Raw genomic sequence first — 21,726 nt, 5'->3', positions numbered from 1 at the left:
TGTCGTGCTCCGCATGGTATCCGGGCTGGGGCCACGGTCTTAAGCTACGGCGGTATCGCTGATGCCAGCGCGCTACAGCACCTGGCCGCTGCGCCGCCGCCGTGCGCGGGTCGCCCGGTGCGCTGCGGACACGCGCATGCCCGCAGCGCGGCAAAGGCCAAACCGGCTGCCTGGGCATGGATTCAAGGCATTTGGGCTGCTCATGTAGCAAAATCAAGCACGAGCCGCTACGATTTCAATAGCAAAAGCAGCCGTTACTGCCCCAGTTGACAAACGGACTCCCGCCCATGCACATCGACCATCTGGACCATCTGGTGCTCACCGTTGCAGACGTTGACGCAAGCTGCGACTTCTACGCCCGTGTGCTGGGCATGACCCCGATCACCTTTGGCGCGCAGCGCCGGGCGCTGGCGTTTGGGGCGCAAAAGATCAACCTGCACCCGCATGGGCGCGAGTTCGAGCCCAAGGCCCACCGGCCTACGCCCGGCTCGGCCGACCTGTGCTTCATCACGTCCACACCCATTGAGGCGGTGCTGGCGCACCTGCAGACCTGCGGCGTGCCAGTGCTGGAGGGGCCTGTGCCCCGCACGGGCGCCACCGGGCCGATTCTGTCGGTGTACTTCCGCGATCCGGACGGCAACCTCATCGAGGTGTCGAATGCCGCCCAGGCCTGACTGCTGCAGCCACCCGCGCCACTGCGCAGACACCTGCACCGCCAGCACCGCAGGCCATCCACCCACCGCAGCTGCCATGCCACAACACCCCTGGACAGCCGGCCTTGCGCGTGACCGCTGGCTGGTGGTGGCCGCCTTCTTGACGCTGGCGCTGTACGCAGCGTTGCTGGCCATGCGCGCCACCGGCGAGGGCTGGGGCCGGGGCTGGAACCTGGTGGCCTTCTGGCTCTACGCCAGCCCCAGCGCCCTGGTGCTGGCCGGCGTGTGCGCATGGCGGGCGGTGCGGGCGTCGGGCGCGCACCGCCTGTGGGCCGCTGTGGTGGCGGGCCTGGGCGCTGTGTTTCCGCTGGTGGCGATGCTGGTGATCCGGGCCAAGGGCTGAGCACAGGCGCATCGCCAGCAGGGTACGCCACCAAAACGCTTGCCAACCGGCATCGCGGGTTTTATGGTGCGGTCGGCTGGCGGCCGTGCTGCCGCGTAGATCGCCTCGCGCAGCCGTCGCCCTGCCCTGGCATTGCCTGACACCGTGGCACCCGCCACATCGCCCCAAGGACCCGTTGGCATGAACACCACCCCCCACCCCGCCAAAGACCTGGCCAGCGCTGCGGCGGGATTTGGGTTGTCGTTTATTGGCCTTGGATTGTTGTGGGCGGGCGTGCCCTGGAGTGGGCAGTTTCTGATGGCGCTGCCCATGGCGGGCGCGGGATACCTGTGCCAGCGCTGGGGAGGTTCTGCCGCGGCGGTGGTGGTGGGCGTGCTGCCGCTGAGTCTGCTGCTGGTGCAGTTTCGCGACGCCAGTGGATCGCACGCCATGCCGATCGCGCTGGTGCTGAGCTGGGCGGCCGCCATTGCACTGGGCGGCTGGCGCGCCTGGCGGTCGGCCGCCCGCACAGACCCGGCGCAGGGCCGCTGACGCGTGCGCGGCCGACATCGGCCCGGCTGGCCCTGCGCCGCCCGCACAAGGCCCCCACGCGCACGCTTACCATCGGGCAGCGCCGCTGCACCGTTGGCTGCGTCTGGTTGCACCTGACAGGACCTTCACCCCATGCCATCCATCCACCCCCTTGCCGTGGCCTGCGCGTGTGCGCTGGGTCTGTTGCTGTTTGGCCTGGGCACGGCCGTGTCGCTGGCGCGCATCCGCAGCCAGCGCCTGATCGGCGTGAGCGACGACCCCGACGCCTGGCTCAACCGCCTGGTGCGCGCGCACGGCAACACCGCTGAATACGCGCCCATGCTGGCCCTGCTGTGCCTGGCCCTGGGCATGCTGGCTCCCAGCACCCCGGCCCTGGTGGCCATGGTGCTGGCCACGCTGGCGCGTGTGCTGTTTGCGGTGGGCATGCTCACTGCAACCACGCTCTCGCGCCCCAACCCCATCCGATTTGCCGGAGCCCTGGGCACCTACGTCGCGGGTGTGGCGCTGGTGGTACTGCTCGCGCTGGCGGTGTAGGGACTGCACGCCATGCTCCACCTGCGCCGCGCGCTCATCACCACAGCCTGCTACCTCCTGTCGGCCTACGGGCTGCTGGGCTCGCTGGTGGTGGTGGGCACGTCGGGCGCCCATGGGCTGCCCGGCGTGCTGGCGGGCCTGACCGTGCTACTGGCCTGGGTCTGCCACGCGCTCATGGGCCTGCGCTGGGTGCTTGATGCGCCTGCGCCACGGTGGATGCCGGTGCTGGGCACCGCTGCGGGGTGTGCGGGCCTGCTGCTGTGGCCGCTGGCGGCCCCGGGCGGTGGTGCTGTCGCATGGGCCGACCTGCCGCGCGCCGCAGCGGTGGGGCTGGTGCTCACGCTGCCCTGCGTGCTGCTGGCGGTGTACCTGGTGCGGTTTCACATGCGGCGGGCAGCACCTGGGGCCACCATGCCTGCGGCAATGTGACGGGCGGCCTCGCTGCCGCACAATGCCACGGCCCCATCGGACAAGGCCCACCACGATGCTGTTTTCGATTCCTTCAGTCGCACCGTATGAATGCTGATGCACACCCGGCCCGCGGTGCGAGGATGCCGCACCACAGACGGCCGCCGTGGGCGACCCCTGCGCGCGCGGCGTGCGTACTGTGGGCGCTGCTGGGGGCCGTGGGGGGCGCAGGCACTGCGGGCGCTGCCCACGCGGCCCCGCTTTGCTATCTGGTGACCTGCGCCCAGGGCGAGACCTGCGACATCAGCCCGCCCGGCGTGACGGCGGCGCTGCCGCCGGGCCTGCGCCTGCACCTGCTGCGCGGCTTTACCAAGGTGTACCCGGGCGAGGAGGCAGAGCCCAACGGCTGCACCCGCGTGCTGCGCCTGCCGCAGACCGTGTCGCTGGACGTGGGGCACCTGTACGGCGGGCTGGCCATCACCGGGCGGCTGCAGGTGCCGGGCGTGCTGCGGTACGAGCCCAACGACGGCGGCGAATGGATGTTTGTGCCCGATGCGTCGGCCCTGGCCGGGGGCGGGCGCTTCTTCCGGGCCAAGTTTGCGCAGATCAAGCTCGACGAAGCCCTGCCCGCACGGCCGGTGCCGCCCACGGCGGCCCTGCGCCAGGCCGATTGCTGGCAGGCGCGCGGCCAGCTCGATGCGACCGACTTCGACGTGGTGGTGGGCGACACCTCGGCCGCGGGCACCTATGCGCGCCGGGCGCGTGTGAGCGGCCTGCACGGCTTTGCGGCCTGCCGCTGGGGCGGGCCTTAAGGGCCTGCGGTGCGCACTGGGGTACTGCCCTGGGCGCAGCCAGACGCCGCTGGGCAAGCGCTGCGCAAACCGCTACGCTGTGCGGCATCCCTTGTCCACTGGAGCGCCTTGCCATGGCCCATACGCTGAACTGGTTCGAGATCCCTGTGACCGACTTTGCCCGCGCCAAGCGGTTTTATGAGGCGGTGCTGGGCACCGAGATCGGCACCGTGTCGATGGGCGACAGCACCATGGGCATGCTGTCCAGCGACCCTGAAGCGGTGGGCGGCGCGATCGTGCAGGGCGAGGGCAGCCGCCCCGCGGCCGACGGCACGATGGTGTACCTCAACGGCGGGGACGACCTGGCCCCGATGCTCGCCCGCGCAGCGGCAGCCGGTGGCACCGTGGTGGTGCCCAAAACCGAGATCGGCAACGGCTACGGCTACTTTGCGCACTTCATCGACACCGAAGGCAACAAGGTGGGCCTGCACTCCATGGCATGACGGCGGGCTCACGGCCCCCCCGCCTTGCGCCCCCGTGGCCGTGCGCACTGGTCCCGGCAGCCCACCGGCCCGCAGCCCAGCAGGGGCAAGCACAAGCAGCTCTGTTTTTTATAGCAACTGCGCACGGTTTCCCGGCTTTTGGGGGCCATGCCGCAAGGCACGCCCTGCGGCCGGCGGGCCCGCTGGCGCCGCTTGCTGTTCCATGCACGAACGCAAGCCCCCGGCCCGGTTCATGGCCGCCGCGCTGGCTGAAATCGTCGGCTGCTGCCTGCCCGGGCCTTGCCAGCCGTGCCCGGCCTTGCCGGCCCGTACCGTCTCTGGCTCACCCCCCTCCACATTCCTCCCATGACCGCACCCTGCACCATCCGCCCCGCCACCGCGGCCGACCTGCCCGCTGCTGCGCAGCTGTTCGACCTGTACCGGCAGTTTTACGAGCAGCCGCCCGACGCCGCACGCGCGCTGGCCTTTTTGCAGGCGCGGCAGGCGCGCGGCGAGTCGGTGCTGCTAGTGGCGCAGGGCAACGCGCAACAGCTCGTGGGGCTGTGCCAGCTCTATCCCAGCTTCTGCTCGGTGGAGGCGCAGCCCATCTATGTGCTGTACGACCTGTTCGTGCACCCGGCGGCCCGGCAGCAGGGCGTGGCCCGGCAACTGCTGCAGGCCGCCGAGGCGCGCGCAGCAGCCGACGGCATGGCACGCATGGACCTGACCACCGCCCACACCAATACCGCCGCCCAGGCGCTGTACGCCGCCATGGGCTGGGTGCGCGACACGGTGTTTTGCACCTACACCCGACGCGTGGCCGCTGCGCCGCGGGCCTGAGCCACCGACAGCGCCTGCGCACCACCCCACACCACGCCCCGAAAGCCCTGCCCATGCACGCCGACGCCCTTGCCCAGTATCTGCACGACCACATTCCGCTGTCCCGCGCCATGGCGGTGACGGTGCAGACCGTGGAGCCCGACACCGTGGTGCTGGCCGCGCCGTTGGCGCCCAACATCAACCACCGCGACACGGTGTTCGGCGGCAGCGCGTCAGCGGTGGCGATCCTGGCGGCGTGGTCGCTGCTGCACACGCGGCTGCGCCGCGAGGGGCTGGCGAGTCGGCTGGTCATCCAGCGCAACCAGATGGAGTACCTGCAGCCCATCGTGGGCGACTTCAGCGCGCAGGCCACGCTGGATGCGGACACGCCCTGGCCAGGCTTTGTGCGCATGCTCGCGCGCAAGGGCAAGGCGCGCGCCACGGTGCGCGCGGTGCTGCGCTGCCAGGGGCTGGTGGTGGGGGAGCTGGTCGGGGAGTTTGTCGCGCTGGACGTGGGCGGCTGAAGCCCTTCACCGGTCTGGCCTCACTCAGCGGGCTGCACCGGCAGGCTGCGCGGCCCCTGCAAAGCTTCAGGCCATTTTTGGCTGCTCGTGCTTAATAATCAAGCACGAGCAGCTATCAAAATAATAGCAATTGCCCGGCAGCATCTCGCGGCCGAGGGGCGCACATCACGCCAGCGCTGCGCGGCACCGGGCACCGCGCAGCGCGGGCGCGCGGCCTCAGTTCACCTTGATCAGCCGCCAGTCGATGCGGTTGTCCGGGCGCTGCACGAGGTCGATGTTTTTCTTCATCGCCCAGGCCAGCATCTGGTGGTGCAGCGGAATGTGGGCCACGGTGTCGCTGTGCAGCTGCAGGCCTTCGGTGAGCAGGCGGTTGCGCACGGGCAGGTCGGTTTCGGTCTTCACACGGTCCACGATGTAGTCCATGCGCTCGTTGCTGTAGCGGCCCAGGTTGTAGTTGCCGTCGGCGCCGCTGGTTTTGGTGCGCGCGAGCGACTGCAGCGTGTAGAGCGCATCAAACGTGGGCACGCCCCAGCTCAGCAGGGCAATGGTGGCCTCGTGCCGCTGGGCCATGGGGTAGTAGCTCACGGCGGGCATGGTGCGCAGCTTGGCCTTGACGCCCACGCGCGACCACATCGACGTAATGGCCTGGCAGATTTCCTCGTCCTGCACGATGGCGTTGTTGCTGCAGGCAAAGTCCACCTCGAAGCCGTCTTTGTAGCCGGCCTCGGCCAGCAGGTTGCGCGCGGCGGTGGCGTCAAACGGCAGGCGCTTGTCCACGGCTTCGGTCCAGCCGTTGACCAACGGCGACACGATGGCCCCAGTGGGCTTGGCCATGCCGCGCATGGTCACGCGCTGCAGCGTGGCGCTGTCGATGGCCTGGTACAGGGCCTTGCGCACGCGCAGGTCTTTGAGCGGGTTCTTGCCCTTGATGTTGCTGCCCGGCAGCTCGTCGCGGAACTGGTCGAGCGCCAGGTACACGGTGCGGTTTTCCACCATCTCCATGACCTTGAGGTTGGGGTTGCTCTTGAGGCGCCCCAGATCCTGGATGCTGGTGTCGCGGACCATGTCCACCTCGCCCGACAGCAGCGCGGCAATGCGCGTGGCCTCGGACTTGATGGGCGTGTAGGTGATCTCGGTCACGTTGCCCTCAACCTTGCCCGCGTTCCACCAGTGGGGGTTGGCGGCAAACACCAGCTTCTGGTCGGGCACCCATTCCTTGAGCACGTAGGGCCCGGTGCCCATGGCGTTGCGGTGCGAGAAGGTTTCGTCCTTGCTCTTGATGTCTTTGGGCTCTACCGCGTTGTGCTTTTCGGCCCAGGCCTTGCTCATCACGCGCAGCTCGGTCAGCTGGTTGAGCAGCACGGGGTTGGGGTTCTTCAAGAAGATGTCCAGCGTCTCGGCGTCCACCCGGGCCACGCGGTCGATGCCCTGGGTGTAGATCGAATACGTGGAGGTGCGCGCCATGGCCCGCTGCAGCGAGAACACCACGTCGTCCACGGTCATGGTCGAGCCGTCGCTGAACTTCACGCCCTGGCGCAGCTTGAAGCGCATCTGCGTGGGCGAGACTTCCTTCCACGACACGGCCAGCAGCGGCTCGACCTTGAGCGTACGGCTGTTGAACATGACCAGCGACTCGTACACCGCGGCGTGGATGCCGTTGCCCAGAGCGCTGTTCTGCGAATGGATGTCCATGGTCTGGATGTCGGACGAGCCGGCCCAGCGGAACGATTTGGCGTGGGCCGGGGCGAAGGCCGCGCACAGGGCCAGAGTGAGGGCGCTGGCGCAGGAGAGCAGATGCTTGGTGGGCATGGGAGCATTCAAATCAGTTGTGAAGCGGCCGACGATGCCCGAGCCGCGCGGCCACGGCAAGCGGTTTGCGGCCTGGTTGTGGCATGGAGCGCACGCCCGCAGGCCGTGCAGGCTGGGCATTTGCAACCGGTTGCAACCGCACCCCGACCTGCGCAGGGTGCGCAGCGCAATCCCGGCGCTGGCACCCCGGTATCGCGCAGGCCTGCAGCAGCGCGCGGCGCGCCTGCGTACGATGCCCCCCAGCGCTGCGCCCATGCCCGGGCCGCCGCACCCACCGCATGCCTGCAGACCTGATCGTCCTGCGCCCGCAGGGGCTGTACTGCCCCGTGGGCGACTTCTACATCGACCCCTGGCGGCCCGTGGACCGCTGCGTGATCACGCACGCGCATTCCGACCATGCACGCCGCGGCTCGGGCCATTACCTGGCCCACACCGACAGCGCAGGCACGCTGCGCGCGCGCCTGGGCGAGGGCATCGCGCTGCAGACGCTGGCCTACGGCGAGGTGGTGGAGCACCAGGGCGTGCGCATTTCGCTGCACCCGGCCGGGCATGTGCTGGGCTCGGCCCAGGTGCGGCTGGAACACGGCGGCCAGGTCTGGGTGGCCTCGGGCGACTACAAGCTCGAAGCCGACGGCACCTGCCCGCCGTTTGAGCCCGTGCGCTGCCACACCTTCATCACCGAATCCACCTTCGGCCTGCCGATTTACCGCTGGCCCGCCCGCGCCGAGCTGGAGGCCGAGATCAACGCCTGGTGGCAGGTCAACGCCGCCGCAGGCCGCGCCAGCGTGCTCTACGGCTACGCCTTCGGCAAGGCCCAGCGCGTGCTGCGCGGGGTGGATGCAGGCATCGGCCCCATCGTGGCGCATGGCGCGGTGGAGCCGCTCAACGCCGTGTACCGCGCAGCCGGCGTACCCCTGCCGCCCACGCTGCGCGCCACCGACCCATCGCTCACCAAGACCGACCTCAAGCGCGCGCTGGTGATTGCGCCGCCCTCGGCCGCGGGCACGCCCTGGCTCAAGCGCTTTGGCGAGCATTCCGACGCCTTTGCCAGCGGCTGGATGCTGGTGCGCGGCGCGCGCCGCCGCCGTGGGGTGGACCGCGGCTTCGTGATGAGCGACCACGCCGACTGGCCGGGCCTGCAGCGCGCCATCGGGGCCACCGGGGCCGAGCGCATCATCGTCACCCACGGCAGCACCGAGGTGATGGTGCGCTGGCTGTGCGAACAAGGCCTGGATGCCCAGGTGTTTGCCACCGAGTACGGCCAGGACGACGCCACCGAAGACGCCGATGCTGCAGCGCCCGACACGGCCACACCGGCCGCCGCACCGGAGCCCACCCCGGACCCCGCCGCGCCGGAGGCCGCGCCATGAAGGGCTTTGCCGCGCTGTTCCAGCAGCTCGACGCCACCACCTCGCAAAGCGCCAAGCTGGCCGCGCTGGTGGCCTACCTGCGCAGCGCCGACGCAGCCGATGGCGCCTGGGCCGTGTACTTTCTGGCTGGCGGCAAGCCGCGGCAGATGGTGCCCACGCGCCAGCTCAAGGCCCTGGCCCAGGCCGCCGCAGGACTGCCCGAGTGGTTGTTTGAGGAAAGCTACCAGGCCGTGGGCGACCTAGCCGAAACCCTGGCGCTGTTGCTGCCCCCGCCCACCGCACCCGATCCCGACCTGCCCCTGGCCGCCTGGATGCAGCGCCTGCTGCCGCTGCGCGCCCTGCCGCCTGACGCGCAGGCCGAGGCCCTGCGCGCGCAGTGGGCGGCGCTCGTGCCCGGGCAGCGTTTTGTGTACTTCAAGCTCATCACCGGCAACTTCCGCGTGGGCGTGTCGCGCCTGCAGGTGGTGCAGGCGCTGGCCCAGGTGAGCGGTGTGGACGCCAAGCGCATCGCCCACCGGCTCATGGGCTACACGCAGGTGGGCCGCCAGCCGGCTGCGCACGACTACGCCGCGCTGGTGGCCACCGAAGCCGACACCCTGCCCGGCATGGAGGCCAGCAGCCCCGAGCTGGCCAGCCAGCCCTACCCGTTCTTTCTGGCCCACCCGCTGGCCGCGCCGGTGGACGCGCTCGCCGCGCAACTCGGCCCGCCCGGCGACTGGCAGGTGGAATGGAAGTGGGACGGCATCCGCGCGCAGGTGGTGCGCCGCGCAGGCGGCGTGTGGATCTGGTCGCGCGGCGAAGAACTGGTGACCGACCGCTTCCCCGAACTGGCCGCCGCCGCCCAGGCCCTGCCCGACGGCACGGTGCTCGACGGCGAGATCCTGGTGTGGCCCGGGGGCAGTGCCCTGCCCCGCCCCTTTGCCGACCTGCAAAAGCGCCTGGGCCGCAAGACGCTCTCAGCCGCCCTGCTGCGCGATCTGCCCGTGGCGCTGGTGGCCTACGACCTGCTCGAACACGCGGGGCAAGACCTGCGCGGCCAGCCCCAGCATGTGCGCCGCGCGCTGCTGGAAGCCCTGTTGCCGCCCCCTGAGGCCATCGCGGCAGCACCCGAGGGCACCCTGCGCCTGAGCCCGCTGCTGCACGGCCCCGACTGGCAGGACCTCGCCCGCCAGCGCGAGGCCGCGCGCAGCCTGGGCACCGAAGGCTTCATGCTCAAGCACCGCACCGCCGCCTACGGCGTGGGCCGCACCAAAGACGTGGGCGTGTGGTGGAAGTGGAAGATCGACCCCATGAGCGTGGACGCCGTGCTCCTCTACGCCCAGCGCGGCCATGGGCGGCGCGCGAGCCTCTACACCGACTACACCTTTGCGGTGTGGAGCGGGCCGCCCCAAGATCCCGCACGCCAGCTCGTGCCCTTTGCCAAGGCGTATTCGGGGCTCACGGACGCCGAGATCGCACAGGTGGACGCGATCATCCGCAAGACCACGCGCGAGACCTTCGGCCCGGTGCGCAGCGTGGAGGCCACGCTGGTGTTCGAGCTGGGCTTTGAAGGCATTGCCCGCAGCCCGCGGCACAAAAGCGGCATTGCGGTGCGCTTTCCGCGCATGCTGCGCTGGCGGCAGGACAAACCCGTGGCCGAGGCCGACACGCTGCAAACGCTGGCGGCATTGCTCCCACCCGAGGCGAGCGCATGAACGGCCTGTTGCGGCCCTCCCGCGCGGCGCTCACTGCCCTGCAGCGCCAAAGCATCAGGGTTTCCACGGGGATTCTGGGCACCGCCGCCGCAGGGTGCGATGCTTGGCGCACCCCGTTGAACCGGAGACCCACCATGCCCCGCAGCCGCAAGACCTGGACCGAGAAAATGTGCGCCAAGCCCCCGCATACGGTGGTGCTCGACAAGGCCTTTGCAGGCGTGCCACAAGGCGCTCGCCTGCTGATCTCCAGCCCCCAGGAGATCGACGCCTTCGTGCGCACGCTGCCGCCAGGGCGCAGCCTGCCCATCCAGCAGCTGCGGCGCGAACTGGCCGCACGCCACGGGGCAGATGCCGCCTGCCCAGTGTCGACCTCGCTGTTCCTGCGCATCGTGGCCGAGCACGCGTTCGAGCGTCTGCAGGCGGGCGACGACATCTGCCACATCGCCCCGGTGTGGCGCGTGATCGAGCCCGACTCGCCACTGATGCGCAAACTCAGCTTTGATGTGCGCTGGATCACCGAAAGGCGCCAACTCGAAGGCCTCCCTGCCTGATCGACCGGCCGACTCCCCACGACCTGCCGCCGCGCATGACCGACCATCGCCCCATCGACGCCGCCGCCTGGATGGCTGCGCGCGGCTGGCAGCCGTTTGCCTTTCAGCAAGAGGTGTGGGATGCGCTGGCCCAGGGCGCCAGCGGCCTGCTGCACGCCACCACCGGATCGGGCAAAACCTATGCCGTGTGGCTGGGCGCCCTGCAGCACCTGGCCGCCGCGCCCGCCGACCCCGCCACCGCCCCGCCGCTTGCGGTGCTGTGGATCACGCCCATGCGCGCACTGGCCGCCGACACGCTGCAGGCGCTGCGCGTGCCCCTGGCCGCGCTGGCCCCGCACTGGAGCAGCGGCCTGCGCACCGGTGACACCGCCAGCAACGAACGCGCCGCGCAGGACAAGCGCCTGCCCACCGTGCTGGTGACCACACCCGAAAGCCTGTCGCTGCTGCTGGCGCGGGCCGACGCGCGCGAGCGCCTGTCGCGCGTGCGCCTGGTGGTGGCCGACGAATGGCACGAGCTGCTGGGCAACAAGCGCGGCGTGCAGGTGCAGCTGGCGCTGGCCCGGCTGTCGGGCTGGAACCCGCAGCTCCAGGTCTGGGGCATGTCGGCCACGCTGGCCAACCTGGACGAAGCCCTGGCCACGCTGGTGCCCGCCCCGGCTGTGGGCGCGTGCACACCGGCTGCCCCGCCGCCGCGGCTGGTGCAGGGCCGTATCGACAAGCCCCTGGCCGTGCAGGTGCTGCTGCCCGAGCGCATCGAGCGCTTTCCGTGGGCCGGGCACCTGGGCCTGGCGCTGCTGCCGCAGGTGGTGGCCGCCATCGGGCAGGCCGCCACCACGCTGGTGTTCACCAACACGCGCTCGCAGGCCGAGCGCTGGTACCAGGCCCTGCTGGAGGCGCGTCCCGACTGGGCCGGGCTCATTGCGCTGCACCACGGCTCGCTCGACCCGGCCGTGCGCGCCTGGGTGGAAGACGGCCTCAAGCACGGGCAGCTCAAGGCGGTGGTGTGCACGTCCAGCCTGGACCTGGGCGTGGACTTCCTGCCCGTGGAGCAGGTGCTGCAGATCGGCTCGGCCAAGGGCGTTGCGCGGCTGCTGCAGCGCGCCGGGCGCTCGGGCCACGCGCCCGGGCGCAGCTCGCACATCACGCTGGTGCCCACGCACAGCCTGGAGCTGGTCGAAGCCGCCGCCGCGCGCCTGGCGCTGGCCGGTGGGCGGGTGGAGGCCCGCCACAGCCCGCGCGCGCCGCTCGACGTGCTGGTGCAGCACCTCGTCACGGTGGCGCTGGGCGGCGGGTTTGAGCCCGCCGCGCTGCTGGCCGAGGTGCGCCGCGCCCCGGCCTATGCGCGCCTGAGCGACGCCGAATGGCAGTGGGCGCTGCAGTTCGTGCGCCAGGGCGGGGCCTCGCTTGCGCAGTACCCCGACTTTCACCGCGTGGTGCCCGACGAGGACGGCGTGTGGCGTGTGCCCGATGCGCGCCTGGCGCGGCGGCACCGCAGCAACATCGGCACCATCGTGAGCGATGCGAGCCTGCGCGTGCAGTTTGTGGGCGGGGCCACGCTGGGCACGGTGGAAGAAAGCTTTGTGGCGCGGCTGCGCGCAGGCGATGTGTTCCTGTTTGCAGGCCGCCTGCTGGAGCTGGTGCGCATCGAACAGATGACCGCCTACGTACGCCGCGCCGCCAGCGGGCAAGCCGCCGTGCCGCGCTGGAGCGGCGGGCGCATGCCGCTGTCCAACACCCTGGCCGATGCCATGCTGGTGCAGTTCGAGCGCGCCGAGCAGGGCCTGTTCGACAGCCCCGAAATGCGCTGCGCCCAGCCGCTGCTGGCGCTGCAGGCCGCGTGGTCGGCCCTGCCCACGCCCGGGCGGCTGGTGGCCGAAACCCTGCACACGCGCGAAGGCTGGCACCTGTTTCTGTACCCGCTGGCCGGGCGGCTGGTGCACCAGGGCCTGGCCGGGCTGCTGGCCTGGCGCGCCGCGCAGCACGAGGCCAACACCTTCTCCATCGCCGTCAACGACTACGGGCTGGAACTGCTGTCGGCACGCCCCATCGACTGGGCGGCGCTGCTGCCCCGCCTGCTGGCCGCACCGCCCGACACCGCCGCGCTGCAGACCGAGGTGCTGGCCAGCCTGAACGCCACCGAAATGGCCCGGCGGCGCTTTCGCGAAATCGCACGCATCGCGGGCCTGGTGTTTCAGAGCCACCCGGGCGAGCAGCGCAGCAGCCGGCAGCTGCAGGCCTCGGCCTCGCTGTACTACGACGTGTTTGCGCAGTACGACCCGGACAATCTGCTGCTCACACAGGCCCGCACCGAACTGCTGGCCCACGAGCTGGACCTGGACCGCCTGCACCGCACCCTGGACGCCTTGCACACCCGCAGCCTGGCGTTACACGCACTGCAACGGCCCACACCGCTGGCCCTGCCGCTGATGGTGGAGCGGCTGCGCGAGCGCCTGTCCACCGAATCGCTGGGCGACCGCCTGGCCCGCATGGTGCAGGCCCTGGAACAAGCCGCCGACGCCACCATGGGCACGCAGCTGGCCGGCACACTCACCACCGCCCACTGGGACCTGGCCCGCGACGCACCCGACACACGCCCCAGCGCCCGGGCCCGCCGGGGCCGCACGCCACGCCCCCCGCGCGCCGGGTGAGGGGCCGCCCGACACGCAACCCGGGCCTCTGGCGCATCAGACATCAAGCCATCGAATGCTATGCATTTGATAGCTGCTCGTGCTTGACTTTGCTGCACGAGCGGCCAGTTGGGCTTGGGCTTGGGCTTGGGCTTGGGCTTGGGCTTGGGCTTGGGCTTGGGCTTGGCGCCCGCACCCGCCTCACACGCCGCGCCTGCGCAGCGCCCCCATGCCCAGCGCCGCCGCCAGCAGCGACATCAGCATCAGCCCCCACTGGCTGAGCGTCGGGATGGCCGCCGCACCACCCGGCGCAGGCACCAAGAGCGGCGCAAACGGGTCGCTGATGCTGCCGCTGGCCGCGTCGTTGTCGCCCACGCCGTTGTCGATAACGGTGTAGCTCACGCTGTCGCCGCTGACGCTGCCGTGCGCAAACCAGGTGGCTGCCGCGCCCGCGGTGGCCGGGCCGAACTTGTAGGGCGTGAGCCCGGCCAGACGGCCTGCAGGGTAGTCGATGCGCACGGACAGGCTGGCCGTGCCGCAGCCCGCACCCGAGGCCGTGAAACGCAGCACCCCGGCCGGTGCCGTGGCGCCTGCGGGCGCACCGGCGGGCACGGTGCTGTTGATGCTCACACTGCCCACGGTGCAGCCCGGGGGGGTGCCGATCTGCACGCTGGCGGTGCCGCCGCCGGGCAGGGCGATGCCGCTTTGGCTGTAGGGCTGGGGGGTGGCCGACGCACTGGTGCTGGCCGTACTGTCGCCCACGGCGTTGGTGGCTTTGACGGTAAAGCTGTAGGCGGTGCCGTTGGTCAGGCTGCCGATGGTGCAGCTGGTGGCCGGGGCGGCCACGGTGCAGCTGCCGCTGGGGCTGCCGGTGACGGTGTAGCTTTGGAGGGCGCTGCCGCCGTTGCTGGCCGGGGCGCTCCACGACAAGGCCACGGCCCGGTCGCCTGCGGTGGCCGTGAGGCCGGTGGGGGCGCCGGGGGCGCCCAGCGGGGTAGCGCTGGCGCTGGCCGAGGCGGGGCTGTTGCCCACGGCGTTGGTGGCCTGCACGGTGAAGCTGTAGGCGGTGCCGTTGGTCAGGCTGCCAATGGTGCAGCTGGTGGCCGGGGCGGCCACGGTGCAGCTGCCGCTGGGGCTGCCGGTGACGGTGTAGGTCTGGAGGGCGCTGCCGCCGGTGTCGGCCGGGGCGCTCCAGCTGAGCTGCACCTGGCCGTTGCCCGCCGTGGCGGTGAGGCCCGTGGGGGCGCCGGGGACCGTGGCCGGGGTGGCGCTGGCGCTGGCCGAGGCGGGGCTGTTGCCCACGGCGTTGGTGGCCTGCACGGTGAAGCTGTAGGCGGTGCCGTTGGCAAGGCTGCCAATGGTGCAGCTGGTGGCCGGGGCGGCCACGGTGCAGCTGCCGCTGGGGCTGCCGGTGACGGTGTAGGTCTGGAGGGCGCTGCCGCCGTTGCTGGCCGGTGCGCTCCAGCTGAGTTGCACCTGGCCGTTGCCCGCCGTGGCGGTGAGGCCGGTGGGGGCGCCGGGGACCGTGGCCGGGGTGGCGCTGGCGCTGGCCGAGGCGGGGCTGTTGCCCACGGCGTTGGTGGCCTGCACGGTGAAGCTGTACGCGGTGCCGTTGGCCAGGCTGCCGATGGTGCAGCTGGTGGCCGGGGCGGCCACGGTGCAGCTGCCGCTGGGGCTGCCGGTGACGGTGTAGGTCTGGAGGGCGCTGCCGCCGGTGTCGGCGGGTGCGCTCCAGCTGAGTTGCACCTGGCCGTTGCCCGCCGTGGCGGTGAGGCCGGTGGGGGCGCCGGGGGCGGTGGCCGGGGTGGCGCTGGCGCTGGCTGAGGCGGGGCTGGTGCCCACGGCGTTGGTGGCCTGCACGGTGAAGCTGTACGCGGTGCCGTTGGCCAGGCTGCCGATGGTGCAGCTGGTGGCCGGGGCGGCCACGGTGCAGCTGCCGCTGGGGCTGCCGGTGACGGTGTAGCTTTGGAGGCTGCTGCCGCCGTCGCTGGCCGGTGCGCTCCAGCTGAGCTGCACCTGGCCGTTGCCCGCCGTGGCGGTGAGGCCGGTGGGGGCTGCGGGGGCGGTGGTCAAAAAGAGTTGGCGCACCGATTGGACGACCGACGTCGCGTTACTCGCCAACCCGGCTGTCGCGATGCCTTGCGCTCGCACCCACAGGCGCTGACCCGATGGCAAGGACAGCCCGTCCAGTGCCCACCCACCCGGCACGCGGGTGGCAGCGCCCAGGTCTGTCCAGCTGCCTGCGGGCGCGTCTTCGGTCAGCGCGTAGGCAAAGCGCACCTGCTGCACCTCGGGGCCTGCGCCGCTGCGCTGCCAGCGCAGGCCGTCGGCACTGGCGGTGGCCTGCAGCGATTGCAGGGCGGACTCGGGCACGCTCAGCCGCCCGATGTAGTTGCGTGACTGCCCTCCCAACATGGTGAACCACCCGGCAACCAGCACCTTGCCGTCGGCTTGCACGGCGATGCTATCGACCCGGTTGTTGGCGCCTGGATTGAAAGCGGTGTCCAACGTCCCATCGGCATTCAGGCGGGCAATGCTGTCGCGCGTCTGCCCGCCCACGGCGGTGAAATTCCCCCCCACCAGCACTTTGCCATCGACCTGCAAGGCCACAGTGCGAATTTGCGCGTCGAACCCAGGGTTGGTGAAGCCCGTATCCACCACCCCGTCGGCGTGAAGGCGCGCGATGTAACGGCGTGGATCCCCCCCCAGGTTGATGAAAAAGCCGCCCACCAGAATCTTGCCGTCTGGTTGCACCACAAAATTGCGCACAGTGCCATTGGCGCCCGGGTTGAAGCTGGTGTCGAGCGTACCGTCTGCGTGCAGTCGCCCCACTCTGCTCCGCGGCTGCCCATTCAGGCTTGTGAAATCGCCCCCGACCAGAATCTTGCCGTCGGGCTGCACGGCCAGGCCGTAGACCCAGTCGTCAGCGCCCGGGTTGAAGCCGGTGTCGAGCGTACCGTCGGCATTCAGCCGCGCGATGCGGTCGCGAGGCTGCCCAGCCAGGGTGGTGAAATTGCCTCCCACCAGCACCTTGCCGTCGGGCTGCAGGGCCAGGCTGTAGACCACATTGTCGGCCCCCGGGTTGAAGCTGGGATCCAGCGTGCCATCGGCGTTCAGGCGGGCAATGCGGTTGCGCGGCTGTCCGTTCGCGGCGGTGAATGCCCCCGCCACCAAGATCTTGCCGTCGGGCTGCACGACGATGCTGAGCACGCCGATAACCGCCACGGAGCTAAAACTGGTGTCTAGCGTGCCGTCAGCGTTCAGTCGGCCCAGGCCGTTTTGCGGCTGCCCGCCCAGGCTGCTGAATAAGCCTGCCACAAGAATCTTGCCATCTGCCTGCACCGCGACGTTGTCGAGGAAGCTGCTGGCCCCCGGATTCAGGTTGGCGTCGGCCGAGCCATCGGCGTGCAGACGCGCCACCCGGCTACGTGGCAGTCCGTTCACCCACCGGAAGTCACCACCTAGCAATACCTTGCCATCTGCCTGGACCGCCAAGCCAGAAACCCCAGCATCGACGTTCGGATTGAACCCCATGTCGAGCGTGCCGTCGGCGTTCAGGCGAGCGACGCTCGTGCGCGACTGCCCGGCAACAGTCCCGAACTGCCCCGCCAGCAGCACTTTGCCATCGGGCTGTACCGCCATCGCATTCAGAAAACCAAGCAGGCCCGGATTGAAGCCCGCGTCGAGCGATCCGTCCGCGTTCAGCCGTGCCACACGCTCGCGGGTCTGCCCACCCAGGCTGGTAAACCACCCGCCTGCCAGCACCTTTCCGTCTACCTGCACGACCAGATGGGACACCACGTCATTGGCTCCAGGATTGAAGCTGGCATCCAGCGTTCCATCGGCATTCAGACGCGCCAGCCGATTGCGTGCCTGACCGTCCACACTCGTGAACTCCCCCCCCACCAGGATCTTGCCATCGGCCTGCACGGCCACGCTGTACACGCGATTGCTGAAGTCCGGGTTGAAACTGCTGTCAACGCTGCCGTCGCTGTTCAGGCGTACCAGATAGCTGACCGGCCTGCCGCCCACACCGGAAAATGCGCCTGCCACCAGCAGCTTGCCATCGGCCTGCAGAGCCAGGGCTGCGACCTCACTGCCCAGGCTGGGATTGAAGCCGGTATCCAGCGTGCCATCGGGATGGAGTCTGGCCAGATAACTGCGCGGCTGACCAGACAGGCTCGTGAATGCCCCACCGACGATCACTTTGCCGTCGGACTGCAACAGCAGGCTCGTCACGGCAGCATTGGCGGCCGGATCGAAGCCCGTGTCCAGGCTGCCATCGGCATGCACGCGCGCAATCCGATCGCGAGGGGTAAGGCCTACTGCGCTGAAGGTGCCTGCCAGCAGCACCTTGCCATCGGGCTGCACCACCAGCTGTAGGACCGACGAGTTGGCATTTGGATTGAACCCGTCGTTCACGTTCTGCGCCCCAGCAGACACCGCGACGCAGGCGCACCACAGTACCACCGCCGCCTGCAGCAGCGGCCGCCCGAGACGCTGCCAGCAGGCAGTCAGCGAAACCAACAAGACACAAGGCAGAAAGGCAACAGGGTGTGGGCAGAGGGTAGCGCGCATGAAACAGCAAACAAGCAAGACCAGGCCATGCGAAGCCAGTACCCGCAGGCACGACCGCGCATGCACCAAAAGGAGGCCGATGCTACGGGAACTGTGCGCGCCTGTCGCGTCCCAAATGACCACGGCGGCGCCACTCCGCCGTCAGAGACTCAGCCCACTCAACCGCTATGCATTTGATAGCTGCTCGTGCTTGACTTTGCTGCACGAGCGGCCAGTTTGGCTTGGGCTTGGGCTTGGGCTTGGCGCCCGCCCCCGCCTCACACGCCGCGCCTGCGCAGCACCCCCATGCCCAGCGCCGCCGCCAGCAGCGACATCAGCATCAGCCCCCACTGGCTGAGCGTCGGGATGGCCGCCGCACCACCCGGCGCAGGCACCAAGAGCGGCGCAAACGGGTCGCTGATGCTGCCGCTGGCCGCGTCGTTGTCGCCCACGCCGTTGTCGGTGACGGTGTAGCTCACGCTGTCGCCGCTGATGCTGCCGTGCGCAAACCAGGTGGCTGCCGCGCCCGCGGTGGCCGGGCCGAACTTGTAGGGCGTGAGCCCGGCCAGGCGGCCTGCAGGGTAGTCAATGCGCACGGACAGGCTGGCCGTGCCGCAGCCCGCACCCGAGGCCGTGAAACGCAGCACCCCGGCCGGGGCCGTGGCGCCTGCCGGTGCGCCTGCGGGCAGGGTGTTGTTGATGGTCACGCTGCCCACGGTGCAGCCCGGGGGGGTGCCGATCTGCACGCTGGCGGTGCCGCCGCCGGGCAAGGCGATGCCGCTTTGGCTGTAGGGCTGGGGCGTGGCAGACGCACTGGCGCTGTCGGTGCTGTCGCCCATGCCGTTCGTAGCCTTGACGGTGAAGCTGTACGCCGTGCCGTTGGTCAGGCCGTTGACGGTGCAGCTGGTGGCCGGGGCGTTCACGGTGCAGGTGCCGCCGGGGTTGCCGGTGACGGTGTAGCTTTGGATGCTGCTGCCGCCATTGCTGGCTGGGGCCGTCCACGACAGGGCCACGGCCCGGTCGCCTGCCGTGGCACTCAGCCCGGTGGGGGCGCTGGGCACCGTGGCCGGGGTGGCGCTGGCGCTGGCCGAGGCGGGGCTGTTGCCCACGGCGTTGGTGGCCTGCACGGTGAAGCTGTAGGCGCTGCCGTTGGTCAGGCCGCTGATGGTGCAGCTGGTGGCCGGGGCGGCCACGGTGCAGCTGCCGCTGGGGCTGCCGGTGACGGTGTAGCTTTGGATGCTGCTGCCGCCGGTGTCGGCGGGTGCGCTCCAGCTGAGCTGCACCTGGCCGTTGCCGGCCGTGGCGGTGAGGCCGGTGGGGGCGCCGGGGGCGGTGGTCAGGTACAGCAAGCGCACCGATTGCACCAGGGACGACGAGCCATTGAAGTACCCCCCGGTAGCTACCCCCTGGGCGCGCACCCACAGGTTCGTCCCCTTGGGCAGGGCCAGGCCATCGAGCGCCCAGCCCCCGGCCACGCGGGTGGCAGCGCCCAGGTCTGTCCAGCTGCCTGCGGGCGCGTCTTCGGTCAGCGCGTACGCGAAGCGCACCAGGTTCACTTCGGGCCCTGCGCCACTGCGCTGCCAGCGCAGGCCGTCGGCCCCTGCGGTGGCCTGCAGCGATTGCTGCGCCGCCTCGGGCACGCTCAGGCGGCCCAGGTAGGCGCGGGCCTGTCCGCCCAGGGTGGTGAATTGCCCCCCCACCAGCACCTTGCCGTCGGACTGCACAGCCAAGCCGATCACTGTGTTGTCAGCCCCCGGGTCGAACCCGGTATCGAGCGTGCCGTCGGCATTCAGGCGCGCGATGCGGTTGCGGGCCTGCCCGCCCAAGGTGGTGAAAGCGCCCCCCACCAGCACCTTGCCATCGGGCTGCACGGCCAGGCTTACGACGAAACTGGAAGCCCCCGGATTGAAACCGGCATCCAGCGTGCCGTCGGCATTCAGCCGCGCAAGTCGGTCGCGCGGCTGACCGCCCAAGGTCGTAAATTGTCCTCCCACCAGCACCTTGCCGTCGGGCTGCAGGGCCAGACTGGCAATCACGCTGTCAGCCCCGGGGTCGAAGCCCGTGTCGAGCGTGCCGTCAGCGTTCAGCCGCGCAATGCGGTTGCGCGGTTGTCCGTTCACGGTAGTGAATACCCCCCCCACCAGCACCTTGCCGTCGGGCTGCACGACCACGCTCCCGACGTTGCCATCGAGTACTGGGTTGAAGCTGGCATCGAGCGTGCCGTCGGTATTCAGGCGCGCAAGACGGCTGCGCGCTTGCCCGTTCACGGTGCCAAAGAAGCCGCCCACCAGGACTTTGCCGTCGGGCTGCAAGGCCAAGCCGACTACTGTGTTGTCAGCCCCAGGGTTGAAAGCGGTATCGAGCGTGCCGTCAGCGTTCAGGCGTGCAATGCGGTTGCGCGCCTGCCCCGCCACGGTAATGAATTCCCCCCCCACCAGCACTTTGCCGTCGGGCTGCACGGCCAGGCTGTAGACAACGTTGTCGGCCTCAGGGCTGAAGCCCGTATCCAGCGTGCCGTTGGCATTCAAACGCCCGATGTTGCTGCGCGGCTGCCCACCCAGGGTGGTGAATTGACCTCCCACCAACACCTTGCCGTCCACTTGGGGCACCAAAGTGACGACCGGTCCGCTCGCGCCCACATTCATCGTGTCGTCCAGCGCACCGTTGGCATACAGCCGCCCGATGCGGTTGCGCGTCTGCCCGCCCAGCGTGGTGAATTGGCCGCCTACCAGCACCTTACCGTCGGGCTGTACGGCAAAGCTGATGACCGTATTGCCCGCCCCCGGGTTGAAGCCCGTGTCGAGCGTACCCTCGGCGTTCAGGCGTGCAATGCGGTTGCGCGTCTGCCCGGCCAGGGTAGTGAACTGCCCCCCCACCAGCACCTTGCCGTCGGGCTGCACGGCCACGCTAAAGACCAGGCCATCAGCCCCTGGGTTAAAGCCCGTGTCGAGAGTACCGTCGGCGTTCAGTCGCGCGATGCGACTGCGCGACTGCCCGCCCAGAGCAGTGAAGGCGCCGCCCACGAGCACCTTGCCGTCGGGCTGCACGGCAAGGTTGAGGACGGTACCGTTGGCCCCCAGATTGAAGCCTGTATCGAGCGAACCGTCGGCGTTCAGCCGCGCGATGTTGCTGCGAGGCTGCCCGCTCAGGGTGGTGAAATCTCCTCCCACCAATACCTTTCCATCAGGCTGTACGGCCAAGCTGTAGACGACGCTACCACCACCCGAATTGAACCCAGTGTCGAGCGAGCCGTCGGCATTCAGCCGTGCAATGCTATTGCGAGGCTGCCCACCCAGGATGGTGAAAAAGCCGCCCACCAGTACCTTGCCGTCGGGCTGCACGGAAAGGCTGTGGACGGGCCCGTTGGCCCCCAGGTTGAAGCCGGTGTCCAGCGTGCCGTCGGTGTTCAGGCGCGCAATGCGGTTGCGCGTCTGCCCGCCCAAGGTGGTGAACAAGCCCCCTACCAGCACCTTGCCGTCGGGCTGCACGGCCAAGCTGAGGACCGCGTTATCAGCCCCTAGGTTGAAGGCTGTGTCCTGCGTGCCGTCGGCGTGCAGCCGCGCAATGCGGTCGCGGGGCTGCCCACCCAAGGTGGTGAATTCGCCTCCCACCAGCAACTTGCCGTCGGGCTGCACGGTGATCGCCCGCACCAGGCCGTTGGCATCGGGATTGAACCCGTCGTTCACGTTCTGCGCACGTGCGGGCAGCGCCCACAGCAGCATGCACAGCATGGCCAGGGCCAACGCCCACCAGCGCCGAACGGCACTGCGGGCAGGCTGCGGCTGCAGCGGAGTGGCCCGCAGCGGGGCGGAGGCAAAGGCGGAAGGAAGCATGGCCATGGCGAGAGGATCGGAAACGTGTCGAAACATGCTATCGAATAATCAGGTCCATAGCATTCAACAAATTACCAATTCCCAGTGCGCCGCTCGCCCATCGGCACAGGCAACGCGGGGCACCGTGCTGCCAGGGCAGG

The 21,726-nt window shown here is 70.1% G+C and carries 16 protein-coding genes; 13 read left to right on the top strand and 3 right to left on the bottom strand.

All coding sequences use genetic code 11. The features are described from left to right. Nucleotides 1-287: 287 nt before the first annotated feature. The 9 genes from ABD866_RS16290 to ABD866_RS16250 all read left to right on the top strand — a co-directional run bounded on the left by ABD866_RS16290 (nt 288) and on the right by ABD866_RS16250 (nt 5,145). Nucleotides 288-674, top strand: coding sequence for a VOC family protein (locus ABD866_RS16290; protein ID WP_345067662.1), 387 nt, complete (start codon nt 288-290; stop codon nt 672-674). Nucleotides 675-750: 76 nt separating this feature from the next. Next, the gene (locus ABD866_RS16285; RefSeq protein ID WP_345067659.1) at nt 751-1,056 is read left to right on the top strand and encodes a hypothetical protein; all 306 of its coding nucleotides are present in this window, start codon (nt 751-753) and stop codon (nt 1,054-1,056) included. A gap of 180 nt (nt 1,057-1,236) precedes the next feature. Beyond that, entirely contained in the window at nt 1,237-1,587 is a 351-nt protein-coding gene (locus ABD866_RS16280; RefSeq protein WP_345067656.1) for a hypothetical protein, read from the top strand. A gap of 132 nt (nt 1,588-1,719) precedes the next feature. Further along, nucleotides 1,720-2,121, top strand: a complete 402-nt coding sequence (locus ABD866_RS16275) for an MAPEG family protein (protein WP_345067653.1) — start codon at nt 1,720-1,722, stop codon at nt 2,119-2,121. Between the two features lie 12 nt (nt 2,122-2,133). After that, nucleotides 2,134-2,550 carry a hypothetical protein gene (locus ABD866_RS16270; RefSeq protein ID WP_345067651.1) on the top strand — a complete coding sequence of 139 codons (417 nt, stop codon included), beginning with the start codon at nt 2,134-2,136 and terminating at the stop codon, nt 2,548-2,550. A gap of 251 nt (nt 2,551-2,801) precedes the next feature. After that, nucleotides 2,802-3,341, top strand: coding sequence for a hypothetical protein (locus tag ABD866_RS16265; protein ID WP_345067648.1), 540 nt, complete (start codon nt 2,802-2,804; stop codon nt 3,339-3,341). A 113-nt stretch (nt 3,342-3,454) separates the two neighbouring features. Beyond that, on the top strand, nt 3,455-3,823 hold the full coding sequence (locus ABD866_RS16260; RefSeq protein ID WP_345067645.1) for a VOC family protein: 369 nt from the start codon (nt 3,455-3,457) through the stop codon (nt 3,821-3,823). Between the two features lie 345 nt (nt 3,824-4,168). Beyond that, nucleotides 4,169-4,642 carry a GNAT family N-acetyltransferase gene (locus tag ABD866_RS16255; RefSeq protein ID WP_345067642.1) on the top strand — a complete coding sequence of 158 codons (474 nt, stop codon included), beginning with the start codon at nt 4,169-4,171 and terminating at the stop codon, nt 4,640-4,642. Between the two features lie 53 nt (nt 4,643-4,695). Then, nucleotides 4,696-5,145, top strand: coding sequence for a YiiD C-terminal domain-containing protein (locus tag ABD866_RS16250; RefSeq protein WP_345067639.1), 450 nt, complete (start codon nt 4,696-4,698; stop codon nt 5,143-5,145). Nucleotides 5,146-5,361: 216 nt separating this feature from the next. Here ABD866_RS16250 and ABD866_RS16245 read toward each other — a convergent pair whose 3' ends face one another. Beyond that, nucleotides 5,362-6,954, bottom strand: coding sequence for an ABC transporter substrate-binding protein (locus ABD866_RS16245; RefSeq protein ID WP_345067636.1), 1,593 nt, complete (start codon nt 6,952-6,954; stop codon nt 5,362-5,364). Nucleotides 6,955-7,232: 278 nt separating this feature from the next. On the opposite strand from ABD866_RS16245, the gene ABD866_RS16240 reads away from it, so the two are divergent. The 4 genes from ABD866_RS16240 to ABD866_RS16225 all read left to right on the top strand — a co-directional run bounded on the left by ABD866_RS16240 (nt 7,233) and on the right by ABD866_RS16225 (nt 13,217). Continuing rightward, nucleotides 7,233-8,324 (top strand): ligase-associated DNA damage response exonuclease, encoded by a 1,092-nt coding sequence (locus ABD866_RS16240; RefSeq protein WP_345067633.1) that lies wholly within the window; start codon nt 7,233-7,235, stop codon nt 8,322-8,324. After that, nucleotides 8,321-10,018 (top strand): ATP-dependent DNA ligase, encoded by a 1,698-nt coding sequence (locus ABD866_RS16235; RefSeq protein WP_345067630.1) that lies wholly within the window; start codon nt 8,321-8,323, stop codon nt 10,016-10,018. The genes ABD866_RS16240 and ABD866_RS16235 overlap by 4 nt, the downstream gene beginning before the upstream one ends. Nucleotides 10,019-10,152: 134 nt before the next feature. After that, entirely contained in the window at nt 10,153-10,569 is a 417-nt protein-coding gene (locus ABD866_RS16230) for a hypothetical protein (RefSeq protein ID WP_345067627.1), read from the top strand. 35 nt (nt 10,570-10,604) lie between these two features. Then, nucleotides 10,605-13,217, top strand: coding sequence for a ligase-associated DNA damage response DEXH box helicase (locus ABD866_RS16225; protein ID WP_345067624.1), 2,613 nt, complete (start codon nt 10,605-10,607; stop codon nt 13,215-13,217). Between the two features lie 180 nt (nt 13,218-13,397). On the opposite strand, the gene ABD866_RS16220 is transcribed toward ABD866_RS16225, so the two are convergent. Continuing rightward, on the bottom strand, nt 13,398-17,726 hold the full coding sequence (locus ABD866_RS16220) for an IPTL-CTERM sorting domain-containing protein (RefSeq protein WP_345067622.1): 4,329 nt from the start codon (nt 17,724-17,726) through the stop codon (nt 13,398-13,400). 305 nt (nt 17,727-18,031) lie between these two features. Then, the gene (locus ABD866_RS16215) at nt 18,032-21,586 is read right to left on the bottom strand and encodes an IPTL-CTERM sorting domain-containing protein (RefSeq protein WP_345067619.1); all 3,555 of its coding nucleotides are present in this window, start codon (nt 21,584-21,586) and stop codon (nt 18,032-18,034) included. Nucleotides 21,587-21,726: the final 140 nt, after the last annotated feature.

It is taken from the genome of Acidovorax lacteus (assembly GCF_039540375.1).
Lineage (GTDB): Bacteria > Pseudomonadota > Gammaproteobacteria > Burkholderiales > Burkholderiaceae_C > Acidovorax_G > Acidovorax_G lacteus.
This window is presented reverse-complemented; position numbering and strand designations above follow the sequence as displayed.